This window comes from Altericroceibacterium endophyticum (assembly GCF_009827595.1).
Lineage (GTDB): Bacteria > Pseudomonadota > Alphaproteobacteria > Sphingomonadales > Sphingomonadaceae > Altericroceibacterium > Altericroceibacterium endophyticum.
Genome location: NZ_WTYT01000001.1, coordinates 336289 through 353368, shown reverse-complemented (window position 1 = coordinate 353368; position 17080 = coordinate 336289). Strand labels below are relative to the sequence as shown.

Sequence of the window (17080 nt, the reverse complement as noted above, 5' to 3'; positions counted from 1 at the left end):
AAGTCTTGCGGCGCTGCGCCTTAAGCGCCTAGGTGAAATTTATCTATATCAGGAGAATTTCATGAGACCTTCCGGCCGTGCACCAGACGAGATGCGCGCAATCGACATCCAGACCGGTTTTACCAAACATGCCGAAGGATCGGTGCTGATCAGTTTTGGTGAAACCAAGGTACTCTGCACCGCCAGCGTCGAAGAACGGATTCCGCCGTGGCTGCGCGGCAAGGGCGAAGGCTGGGTCACCGGCGAATATTCCATGCTGCCCCGCGCCACCCATACCCGCGGCAGCCGTGAAGCGGCCAAGGGCAAGCAATCCGGCCGGACACAGGAAATTCAGCGGCTGATCGGCCGTTCGCTGCGTTCCGTGGTCGATCTCAAGAAGCTTGGCGAACGTCAGATCACGCTCGATTGCGATGTCATTCAGGCAGATGGCGGAACCCGTACCGCCGCGATTTCCGGCGCTTGGATTGCGCTGCGCATTGCCGTGAACAAGCTGATGGAATCCGGTGACATCAAGCAGGACCCGATCGAAGGCAAGATCGCCGCGATTTCCTGCGGTATTTGCAATGGCGAGCCTGTACTGGACCTCGATTACGACGAAGATAGTTCCGCCGATGCGGATGCGAATTTCGTGCTGATCGAAGGCGGGCGGATTGCCGAAGTGCAGGCCACCGCAGAAGGCGCGACCTATGACGAAGAAGGCCTGCTGCGCCTCCTCCGTCTGGCTCAGATCGGCTGCGGCAATATTTTCGCAGCCCAGGAAAAGGCCGTGAAATGACCCGCAAGATTGGTTCCGGAAAGCTGGTTATTGCCACCCATAATGCTGGCAAGCTCAAAGAGATTGCCAAATTGCTCGAACCCTATGGTCTCGATTGCATTTCCGCCGGTGCTCTTGGCCTTCCGGAACCAGCGGAAACGGGCAAGACCTTTGCTGAAAATGCGCTGATCAAAGCCCGTGCCGCTGCGGAAGCCTCCGGCATTCCGGCACTGGCAGATGATAGCGGTTTGTCGGTTGACAGTCTGGGTGGGCGCCCCGGCGTCTACACGGCCGACTGGGCCGAGCGGCAATGGTTCGAAGGCGATGCCGTGCGAGACTGGTATATGGCCATGGGCAAGGTGGAAGGAATGCTGGCCGAAAAAGGGGCGGATACACCGCGCGATGCCTTTTTCTCCTGCACTCTGGCGCTGGCCTGGCCTGATGGCGATCATGTCATCTATGAAGGCCGGGCATCCGGCACATTGACCTGGCCGCCACGCGGCACAATGGGCTTTGGCTATGATCCGGTCTTCGTGCCCACGGGACGTTCAGAGACATTTGCTGAATTGGACCCTGCTGACAAACAAGCGATCAGCCATCGTTCTGACGCTTTTGCAAAACTGAAAGCGGACCAGTTCGGCGAAAGCTAAGCGTCCAATTTCCTGAGAAAATAAAAAAGCGCGGCACCCGCAAAGGCGCCGCGCTTTTTTTAAGTTTCCGCAGGCTTACTCCGGCTTGCGGAAATGAATGATGCCCCAGGCCAGTTTGCCAGCCTTAGCCCCTTCAACCCACAGGGCGAGTCCGGCGAGCATGCGTTCGACCCATTCGTCACTCGCATCAATTTCAGCGCGACGCGCCTTCAATTCTTCCGCCACGCGGCCATAATGGTTGGCGATTTCCATCGAGCGCTTTTCGATATCCACCTTTTCCAGACCACGTTTGGTCAGTTCCTGCTCATAGAAGCCGAAACTGGCAAGATTGGCCAGATGAATGCGATCGTATATCGGCTGCAGATCGTCGCTATTTTCGAGATCATCGGCCTGCATCGGGTCGGTAAAGATGAAATGGCCACCCGGCTTCAGAACGCGCACGGCCTCCGCCATGACGGCCGCGCGATCCGGTGCATGCAGGATGGCATCCTGGCTCCAGATTACGTCGAAGCTTTCGTCGTCATAGGGAATGTCATCGAAGGACCCGTCGGTGACGGTAATCCGCTCTGACAACCCTGCCTCCTCGTTCATGGCGCGATTGCGGCAATTTTCCTTCACGGCAATGTTGAGGCACGTGACATGCTCTGCCCCGTATTGCGAGGTGAGCACGCGGGCTCCGCCACCATAGCCGGCACCGATATCGAGCACCGTCTTGCCCTTCAGGTCGCCCAGCAGCTGAACCATCCGGTCAACCGTGGTTCGGCTCGCTTCCCGAATGTCGCGTGTCTTTTCATAAATGCCGACATGGATATCTTCACCACCCCAGATGGTGTGATAAAAATTATCCGCCTCATCACTATCGTAATAGTTCTGAGCAACTGCGACGCCGCCTTCATTCTGCATAGGATTTCTCCGCTACGTGAACGAAGAAGTCGGGGTCTGATTCCTCACCCTCAGCCTGAAAATCACCATAGCTGTGGATTTGCTGGAAGCCGACATCGCGCAGCAATCCGCGCGTGTAATCCTTACGCAGAGGGAACATGTTCAGAAAATACTCGCTGCCGTCTGGGAAGCTGTATTTGAACCGCGCCAAAGTGTCATCGACATAGTCCGGCTCGGCAGAAACCTGATCCCCGCAATAATAATACTTATGCTTGGAGGCATCATTGCCGCCCAGGATCTTGTCGTAATTACGCTGATCAAGGATCAAAATCCCGTCATGCTTCAGCGCGGCATAAAATTCAGCCAATGCGCGGCGACGGTCTTTTTCCTCATGCAGATGCGTGAAACTGTTGCCAAGGCAGATGATCGCATCGAACTTTCCGTGGACATCCTTGTTCAGCCAGCGCCAATCGGCATGCACGGTCTTCAGCATCAGATCATTATCTTTGGCGTTGTCGAACGCCATGGCCAGCATTTCGGCGGATCCATCAGCGGATGTTACATCGAAGCCTGCCTTGAGCAGCTGAATGGAATGGAAACCGGTGCCGGTTGCAACGTCGAGCACGGATTTCTTATCGCGTGCCTTGAGGACATCGATAAAGAACCGGCCTTCGCTTTTTGCGCGGGCGTCCCAATCGATCAACTCGTCCCATTTATTTACAAAACCGCGGACATATTCGCTGACATATTTGTCGCTTTGCCGGACGGCCTTCGGATCTTCACCATAATCCTGAGTTTTTTCGGGGGCAAAAACGGAAGCCCCATTCTCTTCCTTCATAGTTGCTCCTTCTCTCTGCAGACGCATTGAGGCGAGCTCGGAAGCGAGCCCGCAGCTATGATCTTCTGGAATGTAGGAGTCTGTTAATACAGTTATGCGCGCGCAGCGCAAACGAAGTCGCCGCAACGCATGAAGACACCGCGCAAATGCGCAAGTAGCTTTGTCTAATCAGACAATAAAGGCGGAATGGATGGTGATGCCCGCTTCATTCCATTGCGGAACGGCATCTTTTGTCATCGGCACCATGAACTTTTTGCCATCGGGGCGCTCGACCTCGATTACATCGCTGGCGCCAAAATTATCCACTGCCACGACCTTGCCCAATGGCTGATCCTGCTCGTCAACTGCGGGCAGCCCGATCAAATCGGCATGATAATATTCATCCGCGGGCAGTTCTGGCATCAGTTCTCTGGAAACGCTCAACGCGGTCCCGCGCAGCTTTTCTGCTGTATTGCGGTCAGTCACTTCGGCGAAGCGCGCGATGGCGCCGCCTTTATTGTCGCTGCGCATGCTTTTGAGAGTCAGCGCACCGTCATTGAAGGAGGGGTAGCGCTTCAAAGCGGCTACCCCTTCTCCGAAAAGCTTCAGGCGGACTTCGCCATTTATGCCATGTGCGCCGCTGACAGCAGCCAGCATAACAGCCTTGTCCGCCATCAGATATCTCAGCCCTCAGCTTTTTCTTCAGCCGGTACTTCTTCTGCTGCGGGTTCTTCAGCGGGTGCTTCTTCGGCAGAAGCCTGAGCAGCCTTGGCAGCTTCTTCGGCTTCAGCAACCTTGGCAGCCTTTTCTTCAGCGCGCTCCTTGGCCTTTTCGCCAGGTTCAGCCTTGTTCGGGTTGTTGCGTGCGGCGCGTTCCTTGATGCCTGCAGCATCGAGGAAGCGGGCGACACGGTCAGAAGCCTGTGCGCCAACACCGAGCCAATAACGAACGCGATCTTCGTTCAGCTGAACGCGCTTTTCGTCATCCTTGGCGAGCAGCGGATTATAGGTGCCGACCTGCTCGAGATACTTGCCGTCACGTGCGCTGCGCGAATCCGCAGCAACAATCCGGTAATAGGGGCGCTTCTTCGCGCCACCGCGCGAAAGACGAAGAGCAATTGCCATTATACGTACCTTTCCAGTCTAAATTCTTGAAATTACTTCTTATTCAACAAATTCTGTAAATCGGGGGGAAGCTGACCGCCATCCATCCCGGGAAGGCCGGCACCGCCTCCAGCGCCGCCCTGCCCTGCAAGACCAGGCATGGCCGCACCCATGCCGCCTTTGCCGAAGAGAGCACCAAGGCCTTTCAGCCCGCCCATCTTCTTGATCTGTTTCATCGCCTTGCCCATTTCCTGGTGCATTTTCAGCAGACGATTAATGTCCTGCACCTGGGTACCAGAGCCGGCCGCGACGCGGCGCTTCCGCTTCGCATTCAGCAATGCCGGATTCGCGCGTTCTTTCGGCGTCATCGATCCGATAATCGCATCCATCCGCCCCAGCACACCATCATCCATGCCGGATTGCTGCATGGCGGCCTTGGCCTTCTTCATGCCGGGCAGCATTCCTGCGAGCATGCCAAGCCCGCCCATATTCTGCATTTGGCGCAATTGGGTGCGAAGGTCGTTCAGATCGAACTGCCCCTTCATCATCCGCTCGGCCATACGGTCGGCGTCTTCTTTCTCGACGACCTGAGACGCCCGTTCGACGAGGCTGACGACATCGCCCATGCCCAGGATGCGATTGGCAACGCGTGAGGGATGGAAGGGCTCGATCGCGTCGAGCTTTTCACCCGTGCCGGCAAATTTGATAGGCTTGCCTGTCACCGCACGCATGGACAGCGCCGCACCGCCGCGCGCATCACCGTCCATCCGGGTGAGGATCACACCGGTAAGATCGATTTCACCCGAAAAGCTCTGCGCGACATTCACAGCGTCCTGACCGGTGAGCGAGTCCACGACCAACAGCACTTCTGTCGGCGCGGCCACAGAGGCCACGGCCTTCATTTCCGCCATCAGCGCTTCATCGACATGCAGACGGCCTGCAGTGTCGAGCAGCAGCACATCGGCCGCCTGCAATTTAGCCGATTCCATCGCCCGGCGCGCAATATCGACCGGCTGCTGACCTGCCACGATCGGCAATGTCGCAACGTCGACCTGCTGGCCCAGAACAGCAAGCTGTTCCTGCGCTGCCGGGCGGTTAACGTCGAGCGAGGCCATCATGGCCTTCTTCCCGTGTTTCTCACGGATGAGACGGCCGAGCTTGGCCGTGCTGGTGGTTTTACCGGAGCCTTGCAGGCCGACCATCATGATCACGACCGGCGGCTTGGCTTCCAGTTCCAGCCCGACAGCGTCTTCGCCGCCCAACATGGCCACCAACTCGTCATTGACGATCTTGACGACCTGCTGCCCGGGAGTGACAGATTTGAGAACCTGCTGGCCGACAGCCTGCTCGGTAACTTTATTGATGAATTCACGCGCAACCGGCAGCGCCACATCGGCTTCAAGCAAGGCAATGCGGACTTCACGCATCGCTTCGCGCACGTCCTGCTCATTCAGAGCACCACGGCCACGCAATCGGTCAAATACGCCGGTCAGACGATCGGAAAGGCTGTCAAACATGTCTTTCTCTCTTCTCCTGTCCGGCGCCCCGCCCACCGCAATTCAATTTACGGAGGATGAAACGCGAAAAACGCCGGCGGACGAAAACTCGTCGGCCAGCGTGGGGATGATCCCCTGAACGCACCCATATGTTATCCAGGTATGTTGAGATCAGGTCAAAGTTCAAATGATCGCAGGCATTGGTGCTGCCAGTGCATTTCAACGATGGCCGGATATCAGCATATCCGGTGAATGGTGGAGCCTAGCGGGATCGAACCGCTGACCTCTACAATGCCATTGTAGCGCTCTCCCAGCTGAGCTAAGGCCCCATTCATTCATTTCAGCGCCTCGCGGGATGAAGCGCTTCCTCACCAAATCAGAAGTTTTTTACCACTTCGTCTTGGCTTGGGAGCCGCCCTCTAGAGCCAGCTCCCAAGCTTGGCAAGTATTAATTTTCGTCTTCTTTTTCGTCTGTCGCCGAATTGACGCCCAGATCGTCGTCTCCGCCGAGATCAACGTCGTTATCCGGGGAATCGTTATCCTCGTCGATATCTTCCAGCTCATCGTCAGCCAGATCAGAATCGGCGTCCTTCTTCGTCTTTTCCTTTTCCTCTTCCTCGAAAGGAATCGGCTGTTTGGATTTGAGCACAGGCTCAGGATACCATTCGTTTTCGCATTCGATGCAGGTCACCGGAGTGTCACTGCCCAGATCGTAGAAACGGGTGCCGCATTTCGGGCAGGTCCGCTTGGAGCCCCATTCAGGCTTGACCATTTCAATTTCCTCAAACGCTGCCCGCCGGACTTACCGGGCGGGATCAAAAATCTCGTTGATCTTGATGGGCGCGCTTCGCACCGGAATCAAGAGCGGCGCGCCTTGCCATAGGGTAGTCTCGCTGTCAAAAGCCGCGTCACTATCAATTTCCCGAAAGACATGACGTTTGACCTCTATTTCGCCTTCCACCACGTCAGGACCGGGCCTGCGGCCCCGTCGCTTCATCAGTGGCAATCCCTTGACCGGCCGAATCCGTGTACCGGGTGACAAGTCCATTAGCCATCGTTCTCTTATGTTCGGTGCTCTTGCGGTTGGAGAAAGCCGTGTAACCGGCCTGCTCGAAGGCGAAGATGTTATCGCGACCGCAGATGCATTGCGGGCGATGGGTGCAAAAATCGAACGCCGCCAGAATGCTGATGCGGTGGAATGGGTCATCCATGGTGTTGGTGTCGGCGGCCTTCAGCAACCCGAAAACGCCGTGGATATGGGGAATAGCGGCACTGCCGTGCGCCTGTTGATGGGCCTGGTTGCCAGTCACCCGGTAGAGGTTCGCTTTGTCGGTGATGCCAGCCTGTCCTCCCGCCCGATGGGCCGCGTCATCACACCGCTTTCCGAAACCGGCGCGCAGTTTGAAGCCAGCGAAGGCGGAAGATTGCCGCTGACACTACGCGGTATTTGCCCGGCCATCCCGATCACTTATCGTCTACCTGTGGCCTCCGCCCAGGTTAAAAGCGCGGTTTTGTTGGCTGGCCTGAACACGGCCGGGATCACCAAGGTCATCGAACCTGTCCCCACCCGCGACCACACGGAACGCATGCTGAAAGGTTTTGGCGCCGATCTGCAGGTGGAAGAAGTGGACGGAGAACGAATCATCAGCCTGCGCGGTGAAGCAGAGCTATCCCCGCAAATCATCGATGTTCCCGGAGACCCGTCTTCTGCGGCCTTCTTCGTGGTGGCGGCACTGATCGTGCCGGGGAGTGAAATCACGATCGAAAATGTCGGGCTTAATCCCACACGCGCCGGTCTGTTCGAGGTCTTGCGAAAAATGGGCGGCCAGATCGTAGAAGAAAACCGCCGTGAAGTTGGCGGTGAGCCGGTGGCTGATCTGCGTATCCGACACTCTCCCCTCAAGGGCATTACTGTGGACCCTGCTATTGTGCCCAGCATGGTCGATGAATTTCCAGCCCTCTTCGTAGCCGCAGCCTTTGCCGAAGGGACCACCATTGCGACTGGCCTGGAAGAATTGCGTGTCAAGGAATCGGACAGGCTTGCCGTGATGGCGGAAGCCCTCGCCCATATTGGTGCCAATGTTGAGGAACAGGGTGATGGCATCACCATTACCGGCACGGCGGGTGAATACCTGCCCGGTGCAGAAGGCTCGATCAAAACCCATCTCGACCACCGAATTGCTATGAGCATGGCGATTGCCGGACTCGGCAGCCAATCCGGAGTCGAGATCGACGACACGAGCCCCATCGGCACCAGCTTCCCGGATTTCGAGCAATTGCTCGACCAATTGACCTCGGCAGATTGAAAAGGCGGACTTGGCCATGATTATCGCGGTGGATGGACCGACAGCCTCGGGCAAAGGAACAATTGCGAAGGCGCTGGCCCAGCATTTCAACCTGCCACATCTCGACACCGGCCTGCTGTATCGCGCGGTCGGGCGGCAGGCGGAGTTGCAGGGCATGGATCCGGATTCATCCGCGGACGCTCTGGCCGCCTGTGATTTTCCCGACGCACTTCTTTCCGATCCGGAATTGCGATCGGAAAGAACTGGCGGGTTGGCGAGTCGGGTTTCCATTCACACGGATGTTCGAAAGGCGCTCTACGAACGCCAGCGCAGCTTCGCGACCCAGGCAGGCGGCGCGGTGCTGGATGGCCGGGATATTGGCACCGTAATTGCGCCCGAGGCTGAAATTAAATTGTTCGTTACCGCATCAGTAGATGCGCGGGCGCAGCGTCGTTTTCTGGAAATGAAGCAGAGGAATGACGATGTCACTCTGGCGGCGATAGAAGAGGATTTGCGGCAACGTGATGAGCGTGACCGCAACCGGACAGAGGCTCCTCTTATTCCCGCACAGGATGCCTACATCATAGATACAAGCGCCCTGAACAAGGATGATGCTATTCAGGCCGCGATTGACGTGGCAGAGGACGTAAAGGCGAGCTTTTCGTAACAATTAAGCATATTTGACCAGGTCAAACTTGCCTTTTCCCTCATTTTGCCTTAAGCGCCCGCCCGTTCGACGGATTTTTCCTGTTCGAGCGTGGCAGGGCCGCATCAGATGGCTTCATCAAGAAAATCAGTCGGAACCAGTACATCCCTATAGCGGGCAGGTACTTTTTCGCTTTTTCCATGTTCACGCCCGTCAGATTTTATTCGAAGATCGCTCAGGCTGGCATTCGGTCATCTGGGCAGTTCGGCCACAAGACCAGCGGAACCAACCGCTTGGCCGGAAAAACGTGATTAGGAACTCTAACCCTATGGCAACTGCGCCAAATCCCTCCCGCGACGATTTCGCGGCACTCCTCGACGAACAGCTCGGCGCTGCCGACGAAGGTGGCTTTGAAGGCCGCGTCGTTAAAGGCACCGTAACCGCCATCGAAAATGGCATGGCGCTCGTCGATGTCGGCCTTAAGAGCGAAGGCCGTATCGCTCTCAAAGAATTTATGCGCAACGACGACGATCACGGCCTGCAGGTCGGTTCCGAAGTTGAAGTGTATGTCGACCGCGTTGAAAACGCCGAAGGCGAAGCAATGCTCAGCCGCGACCGCGCACGCCGCGAAGCCGCCTGGGACAAGCTGGAAAGCGAATTCGGCGAAGGCAAGCGCGTCGAAGGCCGTATCTTCGGCCGTGTGAAGGGTGGCTTCACCGTCGATCTCGACGGCGCCGTGGCCTTCCTGCCCGGCAGCCAGGTCGATATCCGCCCCGTGCGCGATGTCACCCCGCTGATGGAAATGCCGCAGCCTTTCCAGATCCTCAAGATGGACCGTCGTCGCGGCAATATCGTTGTTTCGCGTCGTGCCGTTCTGGAAGAAACGCGCGCCGAACAGCGCAGCGAACTGATCGACAAGCTGTCCGAAGGTCAGGTTATCGAAGGTGTTGTGAAGAACATCACCGATTACGGTGCCTTTGTTGATCTCGGCGGCATCGACGGCCTGCTGCATGTCACCGACATGAGCTACAAGCGCGTCAACCACCCGAGCGAAGTGGTCGAAATCGGCCAGACCGTGACGGTTCAGATCATCCGCATCAACCCGGAAACGCAGCGCATCAGCCTCGGCATGAAGCAGCTTGAAAGCGATCCGTGGGAAGGCGTTGCCGTCAAGTATCCGGTTGGCATGAAGGTCAACGGCCAGGTCACGAATATCACTGAATATGGTGCTTTCGTCGAACTGGAAGCTGGTATTGAAGGCCTGGTCCACGTTTCGGAAATGAGCTGGACCAAGAAGAACGTCCATCCCGGCAAGATCGTTTCGACCAGCCAGGAAGTCGAAGTTGTCGTTCTCGAAGTCGATGCCGACAAGCGCCGCATCAGCCTCGGCCTCAAGCAGGCTCAGGGCAATCCGTGGGAAGAATTCGCAGACAAGCATCCGATCGGCTCGACCGTTTCGGGCGAAGTCAAGAATGCTACCGAATTCGGCCTGTTCATCGGTCTCGACGGCGATGTCGACGGCATGGTTCACATGTCCGACATTGCATGGGGCATCTCGGGTGAAGACGCCCTCGCCCTGCACCGTAAGGGTGAAGAAGTTGAAGCCGTTGTGCTCGACGTCGATGTCGACAAGGAACGCATCAGCCTCGGCATGAAGCAGCTTGAAAAGGGTGCTCCGGCCGCTGCCGCTTCGGGCGATTCGCTCAAGCGTGGCGACGTGGTTACTGTCAGCGTTCTCGAAGTTCGCGATGGCGGCCTCGAAGTGCAGGTTGGCGAAGACGGTGCAACCGGCTTCATCAAGCGTTCGGATCTCGGCCGCGATCGCGACGAACAGCGTCCCGATCGTTTCCAGACCGGCCAGAAGATCGATGCCATGGTCACCGGTTTCGATCGTTCGAAGAAGCCGAACTTCTCGATCAAGGCTCGCCAGATCTCGGAAGAGAAGCAGGCAGTTGCTCAGTACGGTTCGTCGGATTCCGGCGCATCGCTCGGCGACATTCTTGGCGAAGCGCTCAAGAAGCAGGACGACTAAGTTCGCCCTCGCAAGCTTCTAAAGCTTAAAGAAAGGCCCGGCAGCTTCGCGTTGCCGGGCCTTTTCTTATTCTGGCGAATGCCTAGATTGGTGACATGCTTCAGATTCACCAATTCCCCTGCCTGTCCGACAATTACGGTTTCCTGCTCCATGATCCTGACAGCGGAGAAACAGTGTGCATCGATACGCCCGACGCATCCGCCTATTTGCGTGAAGCGAAGGCTAAGGGCTGGCAAATCACGCAGATCTGGAACACCCATTGGCATCCGGACCATGCGGGAGGGAATGAAGAGATCAAGGCAGCGACGCAGTGCACCGTCACCGCACCCACGGGTGATGCAGCCAAGATCGCCGGCATCGATCGCACCGTCGACCAGGACGACGAGGTCAAAATCGGCGCCTACACCGCCAATGTCATCAATGTTGGCGGCCACACCCACGGTCACGTCGCCTATCATTTACCCGATGCAAAGGTCGCATTCGTAGGCGATGCACTGTTTGCACTGGGCTGTGGCCGTATGTTCGAAGGCAGTGCCCCGCAATTCTGGGCCAGCCTCAGCCGCTTGAAGGCCTTGCCTGCTGACACGGCAATTTACTGCGCACATGAATATACGGCAGCGAATGCCAAATTCGCGCTTCACGCCGATCCTGACAATCAGGCGCTGGCAGAATATGCCGCTGAAATTACCGCCCAGCGGGAAAAAGGCAAACCCACCGTTCCGACGTTGCTGGAACGCGAGCTGCAAACAAACCCCTTCCTGCGCGCGGATGAGCCCATTCTTCAGCAGCGCTGGGGCGGCACACAGCCGCATGAGACCTTTGCTGCGCTAAGAAGTGCGAAGGACAATTTCTAATGCCGATTATCGCCTGAGAATTTGCGGCCTAATCAGCCGCATCATCCAAGAAGAAATTGCACAAGGCGTCACCCAGCGCGCTTTCTGCAACGCTGCTCATATGTGTGCCGGGTATCTCGGCCGTTGAGGCATCAGGCAAAGCGTCTGCCAGTTTGTCCGGCGATCCATTATCGCGGTCCTTGTCACCGCAGATAATCAATGTGCGCATATCCACGTTGCGCAGTTCGGACGTTTCCGTGTCATCGACTGACTGAAGCAACAGGCGCGCGGCCTCGCGGTCGACCTTCATCGTTTTCATGAATGAAACAGCGAAGAAGGCAGGATCACCATGTTTGATTTCATCAAAGCGGTCGATCGCATCGATGAAGAATGCCGCCCGCTTGTCCCAGCCAGCCAGCCCTTCCAGCCCCATTCCGCACAGCGCCAGGCGCCGCGGTGCCAACCCTGCCAGAACCGCACGAACGGCAGTACGCGCACCAAGGGAAAAACCGGCGAGGTCGAAGTCAGTCAGATTGCAATGCTCAACAAGAGCCATCGCATCACGAACCAGCACATCGGGCGGATAGGCCGCCGGATCATGCGGTTTCCCGCTCTCACCATGCGCGCGCAAATCAGGCATCAGGACTTCAAAACCCGCCTCGGCCAGCTGTTTTGCATGACCGAAACGAATCCAGTTCATTTCCGCGCTTGAAAACAAACCATGAAGCAGCACGATCGGCCGCCCTTCCCCCATGCGGTGAAGGGCGAGCTCGGTGCCGTCAAAACCGGCAAAGGTTTCTTTTTTTGTCATGCGCCGCCTATCGCAGAGCTGCGGGAGGCGGCGCAAGAGCAAACGGGCTATCAGCCCTTTTTGAGATGGCGACGGCCGAGCAATTCAGCGATCTGAACCGCATTGAGTGCCGCGCCTTTGCGCAGATTGTCTGACACGCACCACAGCGTCAGCCCATTATCGATCGTCGGATCATCACGCACGCGGCTGATATAGGTTGCGCCGTCGCCAACACATTCCACCGGCGTGACATAACCGCCATCTTCGCGCTTATCGACCAGCATGCAGCCAGGCGCTTCACGCAAGATGTTCTGCGCTTCCTCGGCCGAAATCTCGCGTTCGAATTCGATATTCACCGCTTCCGAATGGCCTACAAAGACCGGCACGCGAACGCAGGTAGCGTTCAATTTGATCTTCGGGTCGAGGATCTTCTTCGTTTCGACCACCATCTTCCACTCTTCCTTGGTGGAACCATCATCCATGAACACATCGATATGCGGGATGACATTGAAGGCGATCTGCTTGGGGTAGGTTTCGGGTTCCACCGGATCACCGACGAAGATGGCGCGGCTTTGCTGGAACAGTTCATCCATCCCGGCCTTGCCCGAGCCGGAAACCGACTGATAGGTGCTGAGCACGACCCGCTTGATCCCTGCGGCGTCATGCAGTGGCTTGAGCACCACCATCAATTGCGCCGTGGAGCAATTGGGATTGGCGATGATGTTCTTCTTCTTATAGCCGTCAATCGCGTCCGGGTTCACTTCCGGCACGATCAACGGAACGTCCGGGTCCATCCGGTAAAGCGAGCTGTTATCGATCACGACGCAGCCTGCTGCAGCGGCGATGGGGGCATAGGTCTTGGTCGGGCCGGAGCCCGCTGCGAACAAGGCGATATCCCATCCGGTGAAATCGAAATGTTCAACATTCTGACATTTCACCTTGCGGCCGGAATCGCCGATTTCGACCTCGCTGCCGACCGACCGAGAACTTGCCAGCGCTGCGATTTCATCCATCGGGAATTCGCGCTCCGCCAGAATGGCGAGCATTTCGCGCCCGACATTACCCGTCGCACCAACTACCGCTACCCGATAACCCATTATTCACTCCATTATCTCTGCTGGGCCCGCCTTTAATGATGCTCAATACAGACGCAACAAATTTCCCGGTAGGCCCGATATATTTGTAATATTATTTCAAACAATTTTGCTCAGATGCAGCGCGAGCAGAATGGTTGATAGGAAAGCGCCCACCGTACCAAAGGCCGCATAGAACCGGTTTCCAACCCCTTCGCGCCACGCAAGAAAGTTGACCGTGCCGAACACCAGCAGAAAAACGATGCTTGCGCCGGTTACCAATGATGCGAGGCCGCCTAATATCGTCAGCACGATGGCGCCGCTGCCGAGAGTCAGAACGCCGATATAGGGCGAGTGCTGTGCATTTTCATGGGCAAACACTGCCGGCAGCTTCTTTTCACTCGCCACCTCCCGCGCAAGGCGCGCGGATGAAAACAGAGTGGCATTGATAGCGGATCCTGTGGACATTGCGGCTGCCGCGGTAATCAGCAACAGTCCCGGTGTGCCGAGCAATGCCTGCCCTGCCTCGGCCAATGCGACTTCACCATCCGAGATCAGTCTGGAGGTATCCACAAGCATGGGAACCGCGAGCGCTATGGCAATATAAACGAAGATCGCCGTGCCAATGGTGAGCGGCATGACCCGACGGATCAGCCGCTTGCGATCAGCCATTTCGTCATAATCATAAGACAGCAGCTCAAACCCTTCATAGGCCATGAATACGCTGGCTGCGCCGATAATGGCTCCGAACCATCCGGGCGGATTTTCAACCGCCAGCCTGGCTGCATTAAAATGAACCAACCCGGCGATCCCCAATCCGGCCAGAATGGTCAGCTTGCCCACGACGATGGCGATTTCGACCCCGGCAGCATCGCTTGCACCGCGCAGATTTATGCCCGCCAGCACGATGATCGCCGCAACACCCATCGCTTGCGGCATCCATGCAGGCCCGCCAAACACATTGGCGAGATAGGATCCGAAGGTGAAAGCGTAGACGGCAATGGTCAACGTATAGCCGAGAAGCAGGACCAGCGCCGACAGGTGCGCAGATTTATCGTATCCCTGAAGCCGCAAAAACCGGTAAATTCCACCCGACCGGTCGCCATCCACCGTCAATGCGGCCATACAATGACCGGTTGCCAAGGCAATCAAACCGCCGATCAGGAAACTGGCCCAGGTCCATTGCCCCGCCGCGCCGATCACCACGCCCAGCGTCGAGAATATCCCGCCGCCAATCATTCCGCCAACACCCATGGCCCATGCTCCGGCGAGGCCTAGCGCGCCACCGGATGATGATGCGCCCTCCCCCGATAAAGCCGAAACAAAGTTGGGCAGCTTATCCGGAATGGCGCTGGCAGGGCGTTGAGCGGAATGGTGCACCATTGTCAGTTCGCAGACGCCGCACCGTCACTCGTCGGCGCGACACCCTTATCCTTCAGGAAATTGAAAATCGTTTCCCATACATGGACACTGATCCTCGGGCCTTTCACTGCATGCGTTTTGCCCGGGTACAGCATCATTTCAAAGGGCACGGCGTCGGCCTGCAAAACCCCGATCAGCTCCGACGAGTTCTCAAACACCACATTGTCATCAGCCATGCCATGAATAAGCAGCATCGGATCAGCAATTCCGGTCGCATCGGGAATGGCCGAGGATAACTCATAGGCAGCCCCATCCCGCTGCGGATTGCCCATGTAACGCTCGGTATAATGGGTGTCATACAGTTCCCAGCGGGTCACGGGAGCACCAGCAATACCGGCAGCGTAAAGCCCCGGATCGGCTTCCAGCATTTTCAGCGTCATATAGCCGCCATAGGACCATCCATAGGTCGCGATCCGCGATCCATCGACGAAAGGAAGCGTTTTCAGTAATTCCGTCCCGGATTTCTGGTCGGCAACCTCGACCGAACCCATCGCGTGCCAGATTGCGCTTTCGAAATCGACACCGCGATTGGCGCTGCCACGATTGTCGAGCGCAAAATAGATATAGCCTTCATCGACGATCTTCTGCGCCAGTGGAGAGATCCAGCCCTTCGTGACAGTTTGCACATGCGGGCCGCCATAATGCTGGGAAAAGACCGGATATTTCTTGCCCTCTTCCAACTCTGGCGTGATCATCATGTAATGGAGCGGCGTGCCGTCTTCTGCTTCGATGACGCCATATTGCGCGGAACGATGGCTGGCGAGATAAGGCGCATAGGGATGCGATGCATCCAGAACGTTTTCCTCGATCCAGGTCAGGCGTTCACCAGCCCCATCAGCAAGGTAATATTGCTTGGGCTGATTGCCTGATGATCGTCCGACGATCAGCGTCTTGCCGGCATCATCCATCTTCGCACCGTTGACGTAATCGGCATCGGACAGCCGCGAGATTTCCGCCGGGTCCGACAGGTTCAGCGAATAGATCTGCGTCGCCAGCGGATCATCCAGCGTCCCGGTAAAATAGACAGTGCCGCTTTCCTGATCCACGCCATCAAGGCTCGTCACCACCCAGTCGCCCGAGGTCAGCGCCTGCCATTCCCCATCGGCAAAGCGGTAGAGGTGCCCATAGCCGCTTCTTTCAGACCACCAGATCAGGCTGCCATCATCCAGAAAGCGATAATCATGCGACAGATTGATCCAGCTCTTTTCGCGCGCCTGTTCCGAGAACAGAAGCTGAGACTTGCCAGTTGCCGGGTCCACTTTCAGCATATCAAGCCGGGTCTGCTCGCGATTTTCGCGCTGCACATAGAGAGCAGAGCCATCCGGTGCCCAATCAACCCGTGCCAAATAAATATCCCGATCCGGCCCCAGATCGACCTCGACGCGCGCGTCACCATCCGGGTTCATTACGAAGAGCCGGACATCGGCATTGGGCGTTCCGGCGGCGGGGTAGCGCTGCTGATAAGTCTTGGTGCCCGTGGCGCCGATGGCTGTGCGGGTTACGATGCCGACCGGCGTTTCATCCACCCGTGCGACCGCGATGCGCTGATCCGTGGGGGACCACCAATAGCCATCATGACGGTCCATTTCCTCCTGCGCGACGAATTCGGAAACACCCCATTGAACAGGCCCGTCTTCCTCAGGCGTAATCGGCTGCGCAGCTTCGCCCAATGCGCCGACAAACAATCTGCCATCGCGTACGAAAGAAACGTAATTGCCGCGTTCGCTCAGCGCCGGATTAAGTTCTGATTCTTCCGTATCGGTGAGCCGCTGAACAGAACCGTCAATGCCGGCAAGATACAGATCACCTTCCAGCGGCACGAGCAATGACTGGCCATCTTCAGACCATTCATAGCTCACAATCCCTTTGAGATCGCCGATCCGCAGCCGTTCCCGCTGCATCTTCTCTGCTTCGGACAGCGCGCGGCCGGAGCCGAGCTTCTCGCTATCAACCAGCATCTGCCATTTGCCGGTTTCCCGGTCATAGCCCCACAGGTCGTAGCGCTGGCGGTCATCATCACGGTTACGCAGCAAGGTCAGATAACGGCCATCGGGTGACAGCTTCAAACCGCGCGGAGAGGGACCATCCAGAGACGGGCTGGCGAAGACGCGCTCCAGCGTCAATTCACCGGATTCGGCGGCGTCACTAGCCATGGGCTTCTCCTGTGCGGCATCGGTTGCGGGCGCGGCCTGCGCTGTGGTTGCAGATAGCGCGGCCGAAAGTGCCAATGCCATGATGCTGGACGATAATGCGTAGCGAATGGGGATCATGCCGGGACCATCTCATTGAGGGAAAAA

At 57.2% G+C, this 17080-nt stretch carries 17 protein-coding genes and 1 tRNA gene; 6 read left to right on the top strand and 12 right to left on the bottom strand.

Annotated elements, in window-relative coordinates; translation table 11 throughout:
• The first annotated feature begins 61 nt into the window (after positions 1–61).
• Positions 62–775, top strand: a complete 714-nt coding sequence (gene rph / locus GRI91_RS01720) for a ribonuclease PH (RefSeq protein WP_160734903.1) — start codon at positions 62–64, stop codon at positions 773–775.
• Complete coding sequence (gene rdgB, locus GRI91_RS01715; RefSeq protein ID WP_160734902.1) at positions 772–1404, top strand: RdgB/HAM1 family non-canonical purine NTP pyrophosphatase; 633 nt, start codon at positions 772–774, stop codon at positions 1402–1404. Before rph ends, rdgB begins: the two co-directional genes overlap by 4 nt.
• Positions 1405–1479: 75 nt before the next feature.
• Here rdgB and GRI91_RS01710 read toward each other — a convergent pair whose 3' ends face one another.
• The 8 genes from GRI91_RS01710 to GRI91_RS15810 form a co-directional block, all read right to left on the bottom strand.
• Positions 1480–2307: a methyltransferase domain-containing protein gene (locus GRI91_RS01710; protein ID WP_160734901.1), complete on the bottom strand. Its 828-nt coding sequence runs from the start codon at positions 2305–2307 to the stop codon at positions 1480–1482.
• Positions 2297–3124 carry a glycine/sarcosine N-methyltransferase gene (locus GRI91_RS01705; RefSeq protein ID WP_160734900.1) on the bottom strand — a complete coding sequence of 276 codons (828 nt, stop codon included), beginning with the start codon at positions 3122–3124 and terminating at the stop codon, positions 2297–2299. The genes GRI91_RS01710 and GRI91_RS01705 overlap by 11 nt, the downstream gene beginning before the upstream one ends.
• Positions 3125–3292: 168 nt before the next feature.
• Positions 3293–3778 carry a ribosome maturation factor RimM gene (gene rimM, locus GRI91_RS01700; protein ID WP_160734899.1) on the bottom strand — a complete coding sequence of 162 codons (486 nt, stop codon included), beginning with the start codon at positions 3776–3778 and terminating at the stop codon, positions 3293–3295.
• 8 nt (positions 3779–3786) lie between these two features.
• On the bottom strand, positions 3787–4227 hold the full coding sequence (rpsP, locus tag GRI91_RS01695; RefSeq protein ID WP_160734898.1) for a 30S ribosomal protein S16: 441 nt from the start codon (positions 4225–4227) through the stop codon (positions 3787–3789).
• A 32-nt stretch (positions 4228–4259) separates the two neighbouring features.
• A complete protein-coding gene (ffh, locus tag GRI91_RS01690) occupies positions 4260–5723 on the bottom strand; it encodes a signal recognition particle protein (RefSeq protein WP_160734897.1) in 1464 nt (487 codons plus the stop codon).
• Positions 5724–5955: 232 nt separating this feature from the next.
• Positions 5956–6031, bottom strand: a tRNA-Ala gene (locus GRI91_RS01685).
• Between the two features lie 119 nt (positions 6032–6150).
• On the bottom strand, positions 6151–6474 hold the full coding sequence (locus tag GRI91_RS01680) for a TIGR02300 family protein (RefSeq protein ID WP_160734896.1): 324 nt from the start codon (positions 6472–6474) through the stop codon (positions 6151–6153).
• A 30-nt stretch (positions 6475–6504) separates the two neighbouring features.
• Positions 6505–6699 carry a hypothetical protein gene (locus tag GRI91_RS15810; protein WP_202385457.1) on the bottom strand — a complete coding sequence of 65 codons (195 nt, stop codon included), beginning with the start codon at positions 6697–6699 and terminating at the stop codon, positions 6505–6507.
• On the opposite strand from GRI91_RS15810, the gene aroA reads away from it, so the two are divergent.
• From aroA to gloB, 4 genes are all read left to right on the top strand, one after another.
• Complete coding sequence (aroA, locus tag GRI91_RS01675; protein ID WP_160735330.1) at positions 6680–8008, top strand: 3-phosphoshikimate 1-carboxyvinyltransferase; 1329 nt, start codon at positions 6680–6682, stop codon at positions 8006–8008. The genes GRI91_RS15810 and aroA overlap by 20 nt on opposite strands.
• A 16-nt stretch (positions 8009–8024) precedes the next feature.
• Positions 8025–8654, top strand: a complete 630-nt coding sequence (locus GRI91_RS01670) for a (d)CMP kinase (protein WP_160734895.1) — start codon at positions 8025–8027, stop codon at positions 8652–8654.
• 307 nt (positions 8655–8961) lie between these two features.
• Complete coding sequence (rpsA, locus tag GRI91_RS01665) at positions 8962–10665, top strand: 30S ribosomal protein S1 (RefSeq protein ID WP_160734894.1); 1704 nt, start codon at positions 8962–8964, stop codon at positions 10663–10665.
• A gap of 95 nt (positions 10666–10760) precedes the next feature.
• On the top strand, positions 10761–11519 hold the full coding sequence (gene gloB / locus GRI91_RS01660) for a hydroxyacylglutathione hydrolase (protein ID WP_160734893.1): 759 nt from the start codon (positions 10761–10763) through the stop codon (positions 11517–11519).
• Positions 11520–11547: 28 nt separating this feature from the next.
• On the opposite strand, the gene GRI91_RS01655 is transcribed toward gloB, so the two are convergent.
• The 4 genes from GRI91_RS01655 to GRI91_RS01640 form a co-directional block, all read right to left on the bottom strand.
• Positions 11548–12309 (bottom strand): alpha/beta fold hydrolase, encoded by a 762-nt coding sequence (locus tag GRI91_RS01655; RefSeq protein ID WP_160734892.1) that lies wholly within the window; start codon positions 12307–12309, stop codon positions 11548–11550.
• A 50-nt stretch (positions 12310–12359) separates the two neighbouring features.
• A complete protein-coding gene (locus GRI91_RS01650) occupies positions 12360–13385 on the bottom strand; it encodes an aspartate-semialdehyde dehydrogenase (protein ID WP_160734891.1) in 1026 nt (341 codons plus the stop codon).
• A gap of 96 nt (positions 13386–13481) precedes the next feature.
• Entirely contained in the window at positions 13482–14744 is a 1263-nt protein-coding gene (locus GRI91_RS01645; RefSeq protein ID WP_160734890.1) for an APC family permease, read from the bottom strand.
• 2 nt (positions 14745–14746) lie between these two features.
• Complete coding sequence (locus tag GRI91_RS01640; protein ID WP_237437592.1) at positions 14747–17053, bottom strand: S9 family peptidase; 2307 nt, start codon at positions 17051–17053, stop codon at positions 14747–14749.
• Between the last annotated feature and the right edge of the window lie 27 nt (positions 17054–17080).